The organism is Pseudodesulfovibrio portus (assembly GCF_026000375.1).
GTDB lineage: Bacteria > Desulfobacterota > Desulfovibrionia > Desulfovibrionales > Desulfovibrionaceae > Pseudodesulfovibrio > Pseudodesulfovibrio portus.
On the sequence record NZ_AP026708.1, the window covers coordinates 2,285,871 to 2,301,058 of the forward strand.

General features: G+C 63.8%; 10 protein-coding genes and 1 other RNA gene. 3 read left to right on the plus strand and 8 right to left on the minus strand.

What is annotated here, in order from left to right; genetic code table 11:
• Positions 1-3: 3 nt before the first annotated feature.
• A complete protein-coding gene (locus OO730_RS11065; RefSeq protein ID WP_264981529.1) occupies positions 4-1,134 on the minus strand; it encodes a twin-arginine translocation signal domain-containing protein in 1,131 nt (376 codons plus the stop codon).
• Between the two features lie 357 nt (positions 1,135-1,491).
• On the opposite strand from OO730_RS11065, the gene topA reads away from it, so the two are divergent.
• On the plus strand, positions 1,492-3,909 hold the full coding sequence (topA, locus tag OO730_RS11070; RefSeq protein WP_264981530.1) for a type I DNA topoisomerase: 2,418 nt from the start codon (positions 1,492-1,494) through the stop codon (positions 3,907-3,909).
• Between the two features lie 459 nt (positions 3,910-4,368).
• Here topA and OO730_RS11075 read toward each other — a convergent pair whose 3' ends face one another.
• Positions 4,369-4,914: a cytochrome c3 family protein gene (locus OO730_RS11075; RefSeq protein ID WP_264981531.1), complete on the minus strand. Its 546-nt coding sequence runs from the start codon at positions 4,912-4,914 to the stop codon at positions 4,369-4,371.
• Positions 4,915-5,524: 610 nt separating this feature from the next.
• Here OO730_RS11075 and OO730_RS11080 point away from each other — a divergent pair.
• The gene (locus OO730_RS11080; RefSeq protein ID WP_264981532.1) at positions 5,525-6,202 is read left to right on the plus strand and encodes a 16S rRNA (guanine(527)-N(7))-methyltransferase RsmG; all 678 of its coding nucleotides are present in this window, start codon (positions 5,525-5,527) and stop codon (positions 6,200-6,202) included.
• Positions 6,203-6,314: 112 nt separating this feature from the next.
• Positions 6,315-9,107, plus strand: a complete 2,793-nt coding sequence (locus OO730_RS11085; protein ID WP_264981533.1) for a cation-translocating P-type ATPase — start codon at positions 6,315-6,317, stop codon at positions 9,105-9,107.
• Positions 9,108-9,227: 120 nt separating this feature from the next.
• Here OO730_RS11085 and cysS read toward each other — a convergent pair whose 3' ends face one another.
• The 6 genes from cysS to OO730_RS11115 form a co-directional block, all read right to left on the minus strand.
• On the minus strand, positions 9,228-10,685 hold the full coding sequence (cysS, locus tag OO730_RS11090; protein WP_264981534.1) for a cysteine--tRNA ligase: 1,458 nt from the start codon (positions 10,683-10,685) through the stop codon (positions 9,228-9,230).
• Positions 10,686-10,728: 43 nt separating this feature from the next.
• Positions 10,729-11,610, minus strand: coding sequence for a hypothetical protein (locus tag OO730_RS11095; RefSeq protein WP_264981535.1), 882 nt, complete (start codon positions 11,608-11,610; stop codon positions 10,729-10,731).
• 3 nt (positions 11,611-11,613) lie between these two features.
• Positions 11,614-12,810, minus strand: a complete 1,197-nt coding sequence (gene ispD / locus OO730_RS11100; protein WP_264981536.1) for a 2-C-methyl-D-erythritol 4-phosphate cytidylyltransferase — start codon at positions 12,808-12,810, stop codon at positions 11,614-11,616.
• Positions 12,811-12,872: 62 nt separating this feature from the next.
• Positions 12,873-13,232, minus strand: an RNA gene (gene rnpB / locus OO730_RS11105) — RNase P RNA component class A.
• A 27-nt stretch (positions 13,233-13,259) separates the two neighbouring features.
• Complete coding sequence (locus OO730_RS11110) at positions 13,260-13,991, minus strand: zinc ribbon domain-containing protein (RefSeq protein ID WP_264981537.1); 732 nt, start codon at positions 13,989-13,991, stop codon at positions 13,260-13,262.
• A 41-nt stretch (positions 13,992-14,032) separates the two neighbouring features.
• A complete protein-coding gene (locus OO730_RS11115; protein ID WP_264981538.1) occupies positions 14,033-15,034 on the minus strand; it encodes a Nif3-like dinuclear metal center hexameric protein in 1,002 nt (333 codons plus the stop codon).
• Positions 15,035-15,188: the final 154 nt, after the last annotated feature.

The following is a 15,188-nucleotide window of genomic DNA, read 5'->3' on the forward strand; positions in this document are numbered from 1 at the left end:
AGCCTACGCGGGCCGGACGATGGAGTGGATGGTGCGGGTCAGTTCGGCTTCGCCCTTGGCGGCGTAGGTCTCGTACAGGGACATGATGGTCGCCTGGGAGAAGACGTAGTTGCGGAACTGGTTGAAGGGCTTTTTCCTGAGATCGTTTTCGCTGATCTTGTAGTCGCGGACGGCCACCTTTTCCATGACCGGGATGAGCCACTGGGCCGCGGGCACGGTGAGCACCCAGTCATGGTCGCCGAGGTGGGTGACGAATCCTTCCTGGCGGCGCGGCATGGGCAGGGTCTTGCCGTCGGCGGCGAGCAGGCCGTGCTTGACCGGGTCCACGCCCGCGATGACGGAGGCGGCGGTCAGCCAGCCGACCACCTGGGCCTCGTCCTTTTCGGTGCGCGGGTGGTTGTGGGCGCAGGCCTGGGCCACGCAGACCTCGGCGGGCAGGCCGCGCACGATGGATTCGGCCACGCCCAGCGGGTGGTGTTCGCCGGTGCCGCCGAGCTTCATCTCGCCGCGCGATTCGCCGTGCTCATCCCACTGGAAGACCCAGGGCTTGTGCAGGTCGTGCAGCAGCTGGGCGGCGATGACCACGTCGCGGTCGAGCATGTAGTCGTAGACCTGGCGGTAGCCGTCGTAGAGGGCCAGGGACACGCGCGTGTTGAGATCGGTGTGGGTGGCCAGGCCGCCGGGATAGGAGTGATGGGACTGGTAGCCGCTGCCCGGCGCGGACCGGAAGGGCTGCGGGGCTTTGGCCGCGTTGCCGACGGGCGGCATGAAGTCCGCTTCCGTGACGTCCTTGAGCAGCCCCTTGGCGGTCAGTTCCCTGTATATGGCCTTTTTTTCGCCCTTGCCCATGGATCGGGCCAGGGTGGGGGCGGGGTTGTCGAGGATGGCCTCGACCCTGGTCCGGATGGCGGGGTTGCGGATTTCGGCGGCGGTCAGGCGGATGGAGCGCCAGGCTGCGGATACCGGGGCCGAGGCGTCGGCCATGGCCACGTGGTCCAGTTCCAGACACTCGGCGAGGGTGCGCCGGGCAGGCGCGGAAAAGGCGGGGGCGGGCATGGACGCGACCACGGCGGTGGCCCCCGCGATGGCCCCGAGCTTCAGGAAGTCGCGGCGTTTCAGTCGTTCAGCAGGCATGATTTTCTCCTTGGAAAAGAAATGATTGATACTTTTCCCGGTGGTACGCTATCTGGAGGGACCACGCCTTACGGGGCTGTGACCGAACGTGTCGGATTCATGGACATGTGGTGACATGACGGGCAGGGAGAAAACGGGATTTCACCCATTATCAATATATAGAGGGTTGACGTGCCGCCGGAAAAGTGTGCATAGAGCCCCCTCACACGGCGGGAACGGGTTGCGGAGCGTTCCAAGCCCCAAACACCGCCTATCAACTGACCGGGAAACATCTAGCAGGCTGCTCAAGAGCGCGCGAGTGCCGAAGTGGAAAAGTGCGATCGTGCGTTTTTCAGGAGCCTGATATGAGAGCCGAACATGCCGAAAGATTTAATCATCGTCGAGTCCCCTGCCAAAGTTAAGACCATCTCCAAGTTCCTGGGAAAGGACTATGTGGTCGACGCTTCGGTGGGCCACGTGCGTGACCTGCCCACCCGCGAACTCGGGGTTGACGAAGAGCACAACTTCGCCCCGCATTACGAGGTCATCCAGGGCAAGCAGGACGTCGTGAAGAGGCTCCAGTCCGCCGCCAAGAAGGCCGGGACCGTGTACCTGGCACCTGACCCGGACCGCGAGGGAGAGGCGATTGCCTGGCATGTGGCCGAGCTGCTCAAGAAATACAACGACAACATCCGGCGCATCCAGTTCAACGAGATCACGGCCCGGGCCGTGAAGGAAGCGCTCGAGAACGCGCAGGAACTCAACGAGAACCTGTTCGACTCCCAGCAGGCCCGTCGCATCCTCGACCGGCTGGTGGGCTACAAGATTTCCCCCATCCTGTGGAAGAACGTGAAGCGCGGCATCTCCGCCGGGCGCGTCCAGTCCGTGGCGCTGAAGATCCTGGTGGAACGGGAAAAGGAACGCCGCGCCTTCCGGCCCGACGAGTACTGGCCGTTCAAGGTCCTGCTCGCGGGCGAGAACCCGCCGCCGTTCTGGATGGACCTGCACAAGCTCTCGGGCAAGGCGGTCAAGCCCGGCGTCAATCACGTCTCCACGCAGACCGAGGCCGAATCGCTCGAAAAGGCACTCACCGAGGGCGAGTTCAAGGTGGACTCCGTGCAGGAGAAGCAGCGCAAGCGTTCGCCCCTGCCGCCGTACATCACCTCCACCCTGCAACAGGACGCCAACCGGCGCATGGGCTTTTCGGCCAAGCGGACCATGTCCATCGCCCAGCGGCTCTACGAGGGCGTCGAGCTCGGCGCGCGCGGCACCACGGCGCTGATCACCTACATGCGTACCGACTCCGTGCGTATCGCCAAGGATGCCCAGGACGCGGCCAAGGAACTGATCCTGGATCGGTTCGGCGCGGACTACTACCCGTCCAAGACGCGGAATTTCAAGACCAAGGGCGGCGCCCAGGACGCGCACGAGGCCATCCGGCCCGTTGACGTGGCCATCGCGCCCGAGGACGTCAAGCAGTACCTGCCCGCCGAGCAGTACAAGCTGTACCGGCTCATCTGGCAGCGGTTCGTGGCCTCGCAGATGGCCGTGGCCACCTTCTGGGACACCACGGTCCTGGTCGCCGCGCCCGACACCATCTGGCGCGCCAAGGGCGAGCGCATGCTCTTCGCCGGTTTTCTGGCGGCCATGGACAAGGGCAGCAGCGACGACGACACCGAACTGCCCAAGCTCAAGGAAGGCGACGTCCTGGCGCTCAACGAGCTGAAAAAGGAACAGAAGTTCACCCAGCCGCCGCCGCGATACTCGGAAGCCTCCCTGGTCAAGACCCTGGAGGAACTGGGCATCGGACGGCCGTCCACCTATGCGGCCATCATCTCCACCCTGCTGGATCGCGAGTACGCCATCCAGGAGGAGAAGCGGTTCGTGCCCACGGAACTCGGCTTCACCGTTTCCGACCAGCTCTCCGAGCACTTCAAGGCGCTCATGGACGTCGGCTTCACTGCGGGCATGGAGTCCGACCTGGACGACGTGGCCGAGGGCAAGAAGAACTGGGAGGACCTGCTCAAGTCCTTTGGCGACGATTTTTATCCCACCCTGGAAAAGGCGCGCACCGGCATGGCCCGCACCCAGCAGGTCACGGACATCATGTGCGAGAACTGCGGCAAGCCCATGGCGGTCAAGTTCGGCAAGACCGGTGAATTCCTGGGCTGCACGGGTTTCCCGGCCTGCCGCACCATCAAGAATTTTTCCCGCGACGAGCAGGGAGAGATCCACGTCACCGAGCGCGAGAAGCCCGAGGATACCGGCGTCAACTGCGAAAAGTGCGGTCGCCCCATGGCCATCAAGCAGTCCCGGCGCGGCGAGTTCCTGGGCTGCACCGGCTACCCGGACTGCAAGTCCATCGTCAACTTCACCCGCGACGAGGACGGCAAGATCAAGGTCGTGGAATCCGAGAAACCCGAGGTGGTCGGCACCTGCCCCGATTGCGGCGGCGAGCTGCTGCTCAAGAAGGCCCGCACCGGCTCCCGGTTCATCGCCTGCTCCAACTACCCGGACTGCACCTATGCCGCCCCGTTCTCCACGGGCGTTCCCTGCCCGCGCGAAGGATGCGAAGGCGAGCTGGTGGAAAAGTCCTCGCGCCGGGGCAAGCTGTTCTATTCCTGCTCCACCTATCCCAAGTGCGACTACGCGGTCTGGAACTGGCCAATCAACGAGGCCTGCCCCGAGTGCAAGCATCCGGTCCTGACGCGCAAGACAACCAAGGACAAGGGCGAGCACATCGCCTGTCCTAAAAAGGGGTGCGGCTATACGCGCCCGGTAGACGAGGACGCGTAGGTCGCGGCTTGCGATAGCGGGCCATTTGCACACTTTTCGAGCACCCGGCTGTCCTCGCGTACAGGGAGTACGCTGCGGGAGCCGGCCACTCGAAAAATGCACATCTGACCCACTCTTGCAAGCCTGACGGCGTGGCGGGGTGTGCGCAGGGGCGGATGAGCTGGGGGGTGACCCGCTGTCGGATGCCCTTGGCATCCGAATCGCTCACGGTGTTGGTATTGAAGAGAAAGGGCGCGGCTGGTGGCTGCGCTTTTTTGTTGTGGTCGGCGGGTTTGGCCTTGGCGATGGGCCGGTCTTGCAAGCCTGACGGCGTGGCGGGGTGTGCGAGGGGCGGATGAGCTGGGGGGGGGTGACTCGCTGTTGGGTGCCCTTGGCACCCAAGTCGCTTACGGTAGTGAAATTTATAGAAAAAAGGGCGCAGCTGGTGGCTGCGCCCTTTTTGTGGTCGGTGATTCGGTGTTACTCGGCGGCGGGCTTGACCTTGACGATGGTGGCGCCGGGGCCGTCGGTGGTCAGGGGCAGGGACTGGGCCGCTGCCACGGATTCGGGATCGGACTGGTTGGGGTGGCACTTGGCGCAGAAGGTACCCATGTTGCCGCCGTCTGCGGTGGGCAGGATCAGGTACTTGTAGTTGGCGTTGGACGGGTGCGGGTTGTGGCAGCTCACGCAGGAGAACACGCCGTCCTTGAGCAGTTCACGCGGCACCTTGGTGTAGGTGGGCGTCACCCCGGTGGGGTGGGTGGTGTGCATGTTGACCGGCAGGATGCCCTCTTCCTCGTTGTGGCAGCCCAGGCACAGGGCGTCGATGTTGACGATCTTCATGCCCACGCGGGTGCGCGCCGGGTTGTCGGCATACAGCGGCTTCACGCCCACGGCATAGTCGCCCTTGGCGTAGTGGGTGCTGTGACATTCCATACATTCCATGTCATGGGGCCCGGCGGCAAAGGCGGACGCGGCCAGCATGAGCATGCCCGCCGCGAGGCAGAGCATCAGCAGTCGTTTCATTGTACACTCCCTCCTGAATGTGAAAATGGTTCCCCTACAGCCCGGCCCTGCAATACCCCCGCAGGTCGAACTGTTTCACTCCAATAAGTGTCCCTATATCCCCTTGTAAAAAAAGTCAAAGAGCTCAGGGGAATTGGCACTCAGTCTCTATCGGACGAAAAACCGGAAAGTTGAGGTTTCTTGACCCAGGTCAATGTTTTTCATGGCCGGGCGGCGTAAAAGGGACTCAAGGATGGGCCGGAACCCCTCCGGAACATCCGTGACGACACACTCTCCATGGCCGGACCGCCATCCCCGGCCATAATCGTCATCACACACCTCCTCCTCAAGAAGGCCGTCCGCGTGGGCGGCCTTCCTGGTTGGCGATAGCGGGCCGATTGCGGCGTTGCTGCGCAACGGGCAAATCCTCGCGTATTGGGGATACGCTTCGGCCTAGCCCGTTGCTTGCGCCTTGCACTCGACCCACTCTCGCCAACCGGGAAATGACCGGTCCGATAAACACTCACCCTCGCCAAAGGGGCGTGGGGGTATGCTGAGGCGGTTGTTTTGGATGCGGAAATCAGGATGGGATTGGCTGGATTGTTTTCGGGAAAAAACGTATTTGCACCCCATGGCCCACACCTCTCCGACACCCGAAGCCGTGACCAAGGCCGCCCGCGCCCTGGGCCGTCCCGTGGACGACCGCCAGGCCGGGTTGCTGGCCGTCTACCTGGACCAGCTCATCAAGTGGAACAAGAAGATGAACCTGGTGGGCAAGTCCGACTGGCGCACCGTGTTCGATACCCTGGTCGTGGACTCCCTGTTCCTGGCCGACTTCCTGGCCAATCTGAAGCTTCCCGGCAAGCCGCTGTGCCTGGACTTAGGGGCCGGGGCCGGACTGCCCGGCATCCCCCTGCGCACCCTCTGGCCCGACGGCGAGTACTGGCTGGTGGAGGTGCGCGAAAAACGGGCCCTGTTCATGAAAAGCGCCCTCGGCAGACTCAAGCTGCCCGCCACCAACGTGTTCCACGGCAAGGCCGAGGACGCCCTGGCCCGTCTTGCCGGGGCCGGTCACCACGCCACCGCCGACCTCATCCTCAGCCGGGCCTTCATGCCCTGGCCCAGGCTCCTCGATTTCATCCACCCCATGCTCCGCAACGAGCCGGGACGCGGCGGTGTCGCCGTCATTCTCTCCAACGACCCGCCGCCCGCCGAAGCCGACATCCCCGAAGGGTGGCTGCTCGGCGACGTGGCTGGCTATCCGGCTGCCGGGGCAGAGCGGTATTTCTGGTCGCTGAAGGTACGGTAAGGCTGGCCTCCGGGCGTGTTTTTGCGAAAGATATTTCCTTGTCGGCGGTGGAGTAGTTCAGACCTGTTGTGCTAGGGTTTGCGGGAAACGTATCCGCAAAACGGAGCATGGCATGGCCGAAACCGCATTCCACACCCTGTCGGTGGATGAAGCCCTTGCCGCGCTGGACTCTTCCGCGCAGGGACTCTCCTCGCACGAGGCCGAGCAAAGGCTCGCGCTTCACGGCCCGAACGACCTCGTGGCGGCCAAGCCCCGATCCCGCCTTGCCATCCTCTTGTCGCAGTTCAAGGATCTGCTGGTTGTCGTGCTGATCCTGGCGGGCGTCATTTCCTTCGGCCTCGCCATTGTCGAGGATTCGTGGGAAAATTTTCGCAGCGGCGTGATCATTTTCCTCATCGTCGTCATCGACGCGATTCTCGGGTTCGACCAGGAATACAAGGCCAGCCAGATCGTCCGCAAGCTCCATTCGCTCATCCTTTCTCCGTCGCGCGCCATCCGCGACGGCATGCTCAAGGAGATTCCCCTTCAGTCCCTGGTGCCGGGCGACGTGGTCCGCATCGAGGAGGGGGACAAGATCCAGGCCGACCTGCGCATCATCGAAGCCGGCAACCTGCGCACCAACGAATTCAGCCTGACCGGTGAATCCATGCCTGTGGGCAAGATGACGGACCGCCTGGCGGACGATCTGACTCTGGGGGATCGCCGGAACATGGCGTTCGCCGGAACCACGGTCGCCAGCGGGAGCGGGCTGGGCGTGACGACCCACACGGGCATGAACACCGAGCTGGGGAAGATAGCATCCATGGCCGAGGAGACCATGGAGGTCAGCTCGCCGCTTCAGGATGAACTGAACGTGCTGGCCATGCGGCTGACGGTCGTGGTCGTGGTCATCTGCGGGGGCATCCTGGCGCTGGCCTTGTGGCTGGGGCTGGATTGGCTGGTGGTGGTGACCTATGCCCTGGGAGTGGCCGTGGCCTGCGTCCCCCAGGCCCTTCCGGCTCAGTTGACCGTGGCCCTGGCCACGGCGAGCAAGCATCTGGCCGCGAAGAACGCCGTGGTGAAGAGCCTGCCCACCGTGGAGACCCTCGGCTCCACCAACGTCATCTGCACGGACAAGACCGGAACCGTCACCCGCAACGAGATGACCGTGACCCGGGCATGGGTCAATGGGAGGGACCTGGTCTTCACCGGCGTCGGCTACCGACCTGAAGGCGAGGTGCTGGATACGGGGGAAACCCCTGTGCCGGAGCAGGATATCCGGAAGATGTCGCTGTTCTTTCGGGCCGCCACCCTGGCGTCCGCAGGGACGGTTCACCCGCCGGACGAATTCCACCAAGGCTGGTATGCCGTGGGTGATCCCACCGAGGCAGCGCTGGTCGTCATGTCCATGAAGGCCGGGATATTCGATTCGGGCGAGGGCGAAGAATTTTCGGAACTGCGTTGCTTCCCATTCGACTCGGTCCGAAAGCGCATGAGCTCCATACGGCGCTTCCCCGAAGGGCCTCTCGTGGTGCTGAAAGGCGCCACCGATCAGGTGCTCGATGTCTGCGGCTTCACGTTGAGGGATGGGGAAGTCCGGCCCGTGACGCAGACGGACAAGGAGCGCATCCGCGACCGGAACGTCGCCTTTTCCGTCCAGGCCCTGCGGGTGCTGGCCGTGGCCTATCGCCCGCTGGACAGCGCCCCGGAGCCCCTTTCGCCGGAGGAAGCCGAACGGGACATGATCTTCCTCGGCCTTGTCGGCATGATCGATCCGCCCCGGAGCGGCGTTCGGGAGGCCATGGGCAAGTGTCACGGTGCGGGCATAGACATTTACATGATTACCGGCGACCACGCGGCCACGGCCGAGGCCATTGCGAACGACATCGGGCTGGCGCGGGCCCGGGAACACATGCGTGTCGTGCGGGGGAAGGAAATGGAGGGTTTGTCCGATGAGGAACTCTCGGACATGATGCGTGAGCATTCCGCGTTGGTCTTTTCCCGGATGGACCCGGTGCACAAGCTGCGGGTGGTCCGGCTGCTCGGCGATCTGGGCCGGGTGGTCGCCGTGACCGGCGACGGCATCAACGACGCCCCGGCGCTGAAACGGGCCCACATCGGCGTCGCCATGGGCAGGACCGGCGTGGACGTGGCCAAGGAGACCGCCGAGGTCGTGCTGCTGGACGACAATTTTTCCACCCTTGTTGATGCCGTGGAGGAGGGGCGGGGAATATACAGCAATATCCGCAAGGTGGTGCTTGCCTCCCTGACGGCGAACATCGCCGAGCTTCTGGCCGTGCTTCTGGGGCTGGCCGGAATGGCCATGGGCAATTATGCCATCCCCATCCTGACGATTCAGATTCTCGCCATCGACCTGATGGCGGAAATCCTGCCTTTGACCTTCCTGTGTTTCGACCCGCCCACGCCCGAGGACATGCAGCGGCCGCCCCGGGACCGCGACGAGCACATTCTGAATTTCGCAACCGGCCTGGAAGTCGGCTTTCTGGGCGCGCTCATGGGAGTGTTGGCTGTGGCGAACTTCTTTTTCTACATATATCGCCACGACCTGACGCTCGGGCCGGACGCCATCGGCACGCTGGAGTATGCGCGGGCCAGCGCCATGACCTGGCTGACCATGGCCTATTGCCAATTCGTGAATATCCTGTCCTGCCGATACCGGAACACGACCATCTTCAACCGCAACATCCTGACAAACAGGGTGTTGCTCGCGTCCGTCATTATCTCGGCGGTGTTGACCATTGTTGCGGTCCATGCCCCCGGCATCGACCGTTTTCTGGAGTTCGCCCCCATAGGTGCCCGGGACTGGCTCCACGTTCTGGGCGCGGCTGCCGTCTTCCTCGCCGTTTGGGAGGGCACCAAGTGGCGGCGGCGAATCCTGTCCCGTTCCGGGGGGAAGCACCGTTGATCACGCCCGAAGGCGCGGGCGCATGCGGATAAACGGAATCCGGCCTTTGGGCAGGCTTGCCCAAAGGCCGGTGAATCGGAATTGTGCGTTACGCAGATCCGGGGGCGGGGGTTCCCGGCCCTAGATCACGTCCCAGGTCGCGCCCTGTGGCGTGTCCTTCACTTCCACGTTCATGGCGGCCAGCTCATCGCGGATGGCGTCGGACTTTTCAAAGTCCTTGTCCTTGCGGGCCTGTTGGCGTGCGTCCAGCAGTTCCTGGACCTTGGCCGGGTCGATGCCGGCGCGGGCGGCGCGGTTGTCGCGCAGCTCGGTCAGGAATTCGACGGGCTCGCGTTCGAAGATGCCGAGGACGGCTCCCCATTGGGCCACGTCCTTCTTGAGGCGCTCGAACAGGTCGCGGCCGCCTTCCGACTTGCGCAGGTTCTTGTCCTCGCACACGCGCCCGGCCAGGCGGACGGCGGAGAACACGTGGCCGAGGGCCCCGGCGGTGTTCATGTCGTCTTCCATGGCCTCTATGAAGCTTTTCTCGATCTGGTCGAGCTCGCCGGTCAGCTCCTCGGGGAACGGGGATTTCTTCCATTTGGACTTGGCCAGCTCCACGTCCACCTGATTGAGGGCGGAGTAGATTCGGCGAATGCCCTTTTCGGCCTCTTCCAGGGCGTCGAAGGAGAAGTCCAGCGGGCTCCTGTAGTGCATGGTCAGCAGGAAATAGCGCAGGGTCTCGGGCAGGAACTTGTCCAGGATGTCGCGGATGGTGAAGAAGTTGCCGAGCGATTTGGACATCTTTTCGGAGTTGATCTGCACGAACCCGTTGTGCACCCAGTAGTTGGCGAACGGCTTGCCGGTCGCCGCCTCGCTCTGAGCCACCTCGTTCTCGTGGTGGGGGAAGGCCAGGTCCTGGCCGCCGCCGTGGATGTCCAGCGGCAGGGGGGCGTATTTTTCGCTCATGGCCGAGCACTCCAGGTGCCAGCCGGGGCGACCGAGGCCCCACGGGGATTCCCAGGACGGCTCGCCGGGCTTGGCCGCCTTCCACAGGGCAAAGTCGAGGGGGTCCTGTTTTTCCTCGCCCGGTGCGATGCGCGCGCCGGACTCCAGCTCGTCGATGTTGCGGCCCGACAGCTTGCCGTAGCCGTCGAACGAGCGGACCTTGAAATACACGTCGCCGGACGGGGTGGCGTAGGCGTGGCCTTTCTCGATGAGATGTTCGGTCAGCTTGATCATCTCCGGGATGTGCTCGGTGCACTTGGGCTCGACAGAAGGGCGCTGGATGGCCAGCCGGTCCATGTCCACGTAGAACTCGCCGATGAACTTTTCGGCGATCTCGGCGGCTTCCTTGCCCACCTCGCCCGCGCGCTTGATGATCTTGTCGTCGATGTCCGTGAAGTTGCGGATGAAGGTGACGTCATATCCCTTGTGCTTCAGATAGCGGTAGAGCACGTCAAAGACCACGCTGGAGCGGGCGTGGCCGATGTGGCAGAGGTCGTAGGCCGTGATGCCGCAGACGTACATGTTCACGTCGTTGCCGTTCGCCGGGACGAAGTCCTCTTTTCGCCGTTTCAGGGTGTTGTACAATCTCATTGATTTACTCCGTTTTTACGCTATTGGAATCATTATGTTTTAATTAAATTTGGTCGTCCGAGTCGGTTTCTATCTTCATGTCCAGCAGACGCAGGTTTTCCATCAGGTCGCGGCCCATGAAGAAATAGAGCACGGGCACCGGGTCCTCGGGCGTCGCCGAGACGGTCATGGTGCCGGGGTCGGTCACGAACCGTTTCAGGCCGAGCATGACGTTCTCGGCCTGGGCGTTGTCCTGGGCGCGGGCGTAGTCTGCCAGCCCGCCCAGTTCGGCGGCGATGCGGGCCACGGTCACGTCGGTGGACGAGTCCATCTTCTTGGCCCAGTCCGCGATCAGGTGGTCCATGAGGCTCAGGTTCGTGAAATCCAGGGTCGCCGCCTTGATGCGGACGCCGATGAGCTGCTCCAGCCGCGGGGTGACCATGTCGAGCTGGTCGATCTGGCCGCTCAGCCGGGCGCGGCCCAGGTCGTCGTCGTGCAGGGAGAGTTCCTTTATGGTCAGGGTGGCCGTGTCCGGGGAGTAGGTGTAGTCCAGGGACGCCTCGCCCTTGACCGAGGAGATGCCCATTTTCTGCATGGGCGCGGCCCAGCTGCCGAAATTCGCGTAGGTGACCGGGATGTCCAGACCGGAACAGGTGGCCGTGGCATAGTAGGGCAGCGGGTTGAGTTGGTCGAAGGCGAGGATGAGGAGCTTGGCCGCCGTGAAATGGTGGCCCGAGGGCAGGGTGGCCCGCACGTCGGTCAGGCCCACGGTGTGGTCCAGGATGTTGACCGAGCAGTCCGCATAGTCGAGCCGCAGCCCCTTGGTCTCGGCCACGGCCTTGTTGAGCCCTTTTTCCACCTCGTTTTCGATGAACCAGCCGACTCCGGCGGCGCACACGGCCACGAAGATGACGAAGGAGATGAGAAATTTCCAGATCGGCCGCATGGATCACATCTCCCGCAGGCCGGTGACCGAAGCCACGGCCTTGATGCCTTTTTTCTGGCCGGTGAAGCCGAGGGTTTCCTCGGTGGTGGCCTTGAAATTCACCTGATGCGCTTCCAGCCCCAGGAGTCGGCAGATGTTCTTGGCTATCTGGGCGGCATGGGGCGCGAGCCGGGGGATCTGCGTGACCACCGTCAGGTCCGCGTGTACGACGCGCACCCCGGCCTGTTCGGCCATGGCCAGGGTCTCGCGCAGGAGCACCCCGCTGTCGGCGTTCTTGAACCTGGGGTCCGTGTCCGGGAAATGGCGCCCGATGTCGCCGCCGCCGAAGGTGCCGAGAATGCCGTCGGCAAGGGCGTGCAGGAGCACGTCGCCGTCCGAGTGGGCGATGACGGTCGGGCCGCCGGGGATCGGCACGCCGCCGAGCACCAGGGGCCGGTCGTTGTCCCCGCCGAAGCGGTGCACGTCGTAGCCCCAGCCCACGCACGGGACCGTGGTCCCGGCCTCTTCGAGCCGTTTCAGGTCCTCGGGCACGGTGATCTTGATGTTGGCCGCCTCGCCGGGGATGGTGACCACCTCGGCCAGCCGCTCGACCATGGACGCGTCGTCCGTGACCTCCCAGCCCTCCTTGTCGGCCCGGTCGTGTGCCTCCCTGAGCAGCCCCGTCTCGAACGCCTGGGGCGTCTGCACCGCAGCCAGCTCGGCCCGGTTCAGGGTCTCGGCGACCGTGGTCCCGGCCACCCGCTTGACGGTGTCGGTCACCGGGACGGTCGGGATCACGCTGCGCGCGCCGTCCTGCAGGGCGTCGATGAGGTCGGTGAGGATGCGGGCCGAGGCGAACGGGCGGGCCGAATCGTGGACCAGCACGCCGCCGCAATCGGCGGGCAGGGCGGAAAGGCCGTTGCGGACCGAGTCCTGCCGCCGGTCGCCGCCGGGGGCCACGGCCCACCGGATGCCGAGGTCCTCGGACTTGAAGTATTGGCGGAGCGTCTTTTCCATGGCCGCGACGTCGTCGGGCGGGAATACGAAGACCACTCCCTGCACCGGGGCCACCCGCGAGAACGTCCGGGCGCTGTGCCAGAACAGGGGAGCGGATTTGTATTCGAGATACTGCTTGCGCGTGCCCCCCGCAGCGTCTGCCAGCCGGGAGCCGGACCCGGCGGCGAGGATGATTCCCCAGATATTCTTGAGCGGTCTGTCCATGGAAACCTTCATGAAAATTGGCCGTCCGGGAAAGGGGACGCCTCCCCCGGACGGTATAGTCAAGTCGGAGCCGGTCATAAGCCGGGTCCTGTTCCCCTTGCGGGGCGGTCATCATTCATCTAGGCCGATCGTTGCCGACCGGCTCGAGCAACCTACCCGACAGCTTCGATCGGGCCGATCTCAAGCGCTGTCCTATTCGGTCTTGCTTCGGACGGAGTTCACCTGGCCTGCCACGTCGCCATGACAGCCGGTGGGCTCTTACCCCACCGTTTCACCCTTACCGCCGGGAAACCCCGGAGGCGGTCTGCTTTCTGTTGCACTTGACGGGGATCGCTCCCCCTGGGCGTTACCCAGCGTCCTGCCCTGTGAAGCCCGGACTTTCCTCCCCGATCAAAGATCGCGGCGATGACCTGTCCGACTCCGAACTTGATGTCGTCTGTATCCCAGCTTTATTCCGCAGCCTCGGGCTCCACGTGGGCCTTCCAGTAGATGAGGCGCTGGCAGTTGGGGCAGCTCAGGATCTGCTGGCCCCGCTGCAGGTCGTTGTAGGACTGCGGCGGAATCATGATGTTGCAGCCCGAACACACGCCGTGGGAAACCGGCACGATGACCGGGTTCTCCATGCGCTCGCGGATGAACTCGTAGCGGCCCAGGATCGGCGGCGGGACGGCCTTGCACGCCTTCTTGCGCTTGCGGCCCAGGGAATCCAGCTTCTTGGAAGCCTTTTCCAGCCGTTCGTCCAGGGTGGTCTTGAGCGCGCCGTACTGCTCCTGCACGTCGCTCATCTCCTCGGTCAGGGAGGAGGTGGCGTCGGTCTGGCGGGTCAGTTCTTCCCTGACCGCAGTCTGCTCGTCGTCGCGCATGCGGTTGAGCTTTTCCAGGGAATCCATTTCGCGCATCATGGCGTGGTATTCCTTGGTGTTGCCCACCAGCATCAATTTGTTCTTGGACTTCTTGATCTTGCCCGCGTCTTCCTCGATCTCGTTGGTCAGCTTCTTCTGCTGTTCCTTGAGAATGTCCATCTTCTCATCGATGCGGCTGCGGCGCTCCCGGAATTCATCCATCTGCGCCTCAAGGTCGGCCAGCTCCTGGGGAGCCTGTTCCACCTCTGAACGCAGAGTGAGAATCTCGTCGTCCACTTCCTGGAGCACGATCAACTGTTCAATCTGTTTCTGATACATTGTTACCTCGCTACTATTAACTACGTAAAAATTACGCTTGGTTATTTTTTCCGGGCGTACACCCTGAACGGGTCCACGCCTTCGAAGAACCGGACTTCCACACCGTCCAGCTCGCGGTCCAGCTCCGCGCCGAAGCGGCGCATCATTTCCTCTTCCAGCGAAAAATGCCCGGCGTCGATGACGCAGACCGGGGTCTCCACGGCCGGGTGGTATTTCATGTCCCCGGTGATGAACACGTCCGCTCCGGCTGCCGCCGCCTTGTCGATAAGCGACGATCCGGACCCGCCGCAGTAGGCCACGCGGCTGACCGTTTCCGGTTGCGGGCCGGAGATGAGCAGCGCGTCCCGCTTCACGAGGCCGTCCACCCGGGCCAGGAACTCGTCCCAGCCCATGGGCTGCGGCAGGTCGCCCGCCTCGCCGAACCCGACCTCGCTCCTGGGCGCGGTCAGGGAACGCAGGTAGAACAGCGGGCGTTTGCCCAGGGAAAATTCGATCCTGTCCGCCACCTCGTTCCAGTGCGGCTCGTCGCAGACCAGCCGGACCTCGCCGGTGCGGCTCTGGGACACCGAGTGCACGCCGTCGTGATTGGCCCAGATGTCGGCGGCCTCGCGGGTGATGGATTCCTCGGTGTAGAAGGAGGCCTCCACCGGCGCGCGCCCGGTCTCGACTTCCAGCAGCCGCCCGTTCTCGAGTCCCAACTCCTGCCCCAGCCAGAAGGCCGGGCCGCCGGGCCGCGTGTCCAGCGACGTGTGCGCGCTGTACAGCCACGCGCCCGCGCCCATGACCCGGCGCAGCACGTCCAGGTACATCCCCTCCGCGTCCGGAGCCTTGGGCTCCATGTACAGCGGGTGGTGGGTGATGACCGCCTGCGCGCCCCATTCAAGGCACCGGGCCACAGCCTCGGGAGTCGGTTCCAGGGTCACGGCGACCTTGTCCGCATCTTGGGCCGCGCCCGCGATCTGGACGCCGGAATTGTCCCAGGAACTCTGATTCTCCTCCGGGGCCAACTTTCTGAAAATCGTCAAAATATTCTGTATTTTCATATACTTATGACCACCTACCATAAAGAGGATGCTCCCGTAGGGTTTCCCCCTCGGGAGCATCTCGTTCCTCTTCTATAACCCGGCCTTCGGCCTTTTCGGGAAATTTCAGGATATGTGCGTAGAACTGTTGTCCAGTATCAATTCGATTCAAATA

Excerpts from the sequence above, each read along its gene's own strand:
- OO730_RS11065 (WP_264981529.1), bottom strand. The coding sequence starts at position 1,134 with ATGCCTGCTGAACGACTGAAACGCCGCGACTTCCTGAAGCTCGGGGCC.
- topA (WP_264981530.1), top strand. The coding sequence starts at position 1,492 with ATGCCGAAAGATTTAATCATCGTCGAGTCCCCTGCCAAAGTTAAGACC.
- OO730_RS11075 (WP_264981531.1), bottom strand. The coding sequence starts at position 4,914 with ATGAAACGACTGCTGATGCTCTGCCTCGCGGCGGGCATGCTCATGCTG.
- OO730_RS11080 (WP_264981532.1), top strand. The coding sequence starts at position 5,525 with ATGGCCCACACCTCTCCGACACCCGAAGCCGTGACCAAGGCCGCCCGC.
- OO730_RS11085 (WP_264981533.1), top strand. The coding sequence starts at position 6,315 with ATGGCCGAAACCGCATTCCACACCCTGTCGGTGGATGAAGCCCTTGCC.
- cysS (WP_264981534.1), bottom strand. The coding sequence starts at position 10,685 with ATGAGATTGTACAACACCCTGAAACGGCGAAAAGAGGACTTCGTCCCG.
- OO730_RS11095 (WP_264981535.1), bottom strand. The coding sequence starts at position 11,610 with ATGCGGCCGATCTGGAAATTTCTCATCTCCTTCGTCATCTTCGTGGCC.
- ispD (WP_264981536.1), bottom strand. The coding sequence starts at position 12,810 with ATGGACAGACCGCTCAAGAATATCTGGGGAATCATCCTCGCCGCCGGG.
- OO730_RS11110 (WP_264981537.1), bottom strand. The coding sequence starts at position 13,991 with ATGTATCAGAAACAGATTGAACAGTTGATCGTGCTCCAGGAAGTGGAC.
- OO730_RS11115 (WP_264981538.1), bottom strand. The coding sequence starts at position 15,034 with ATGAAAATACAGAATATTTTGACGATTTTCAGAAAGTTGGCCCCGGAG.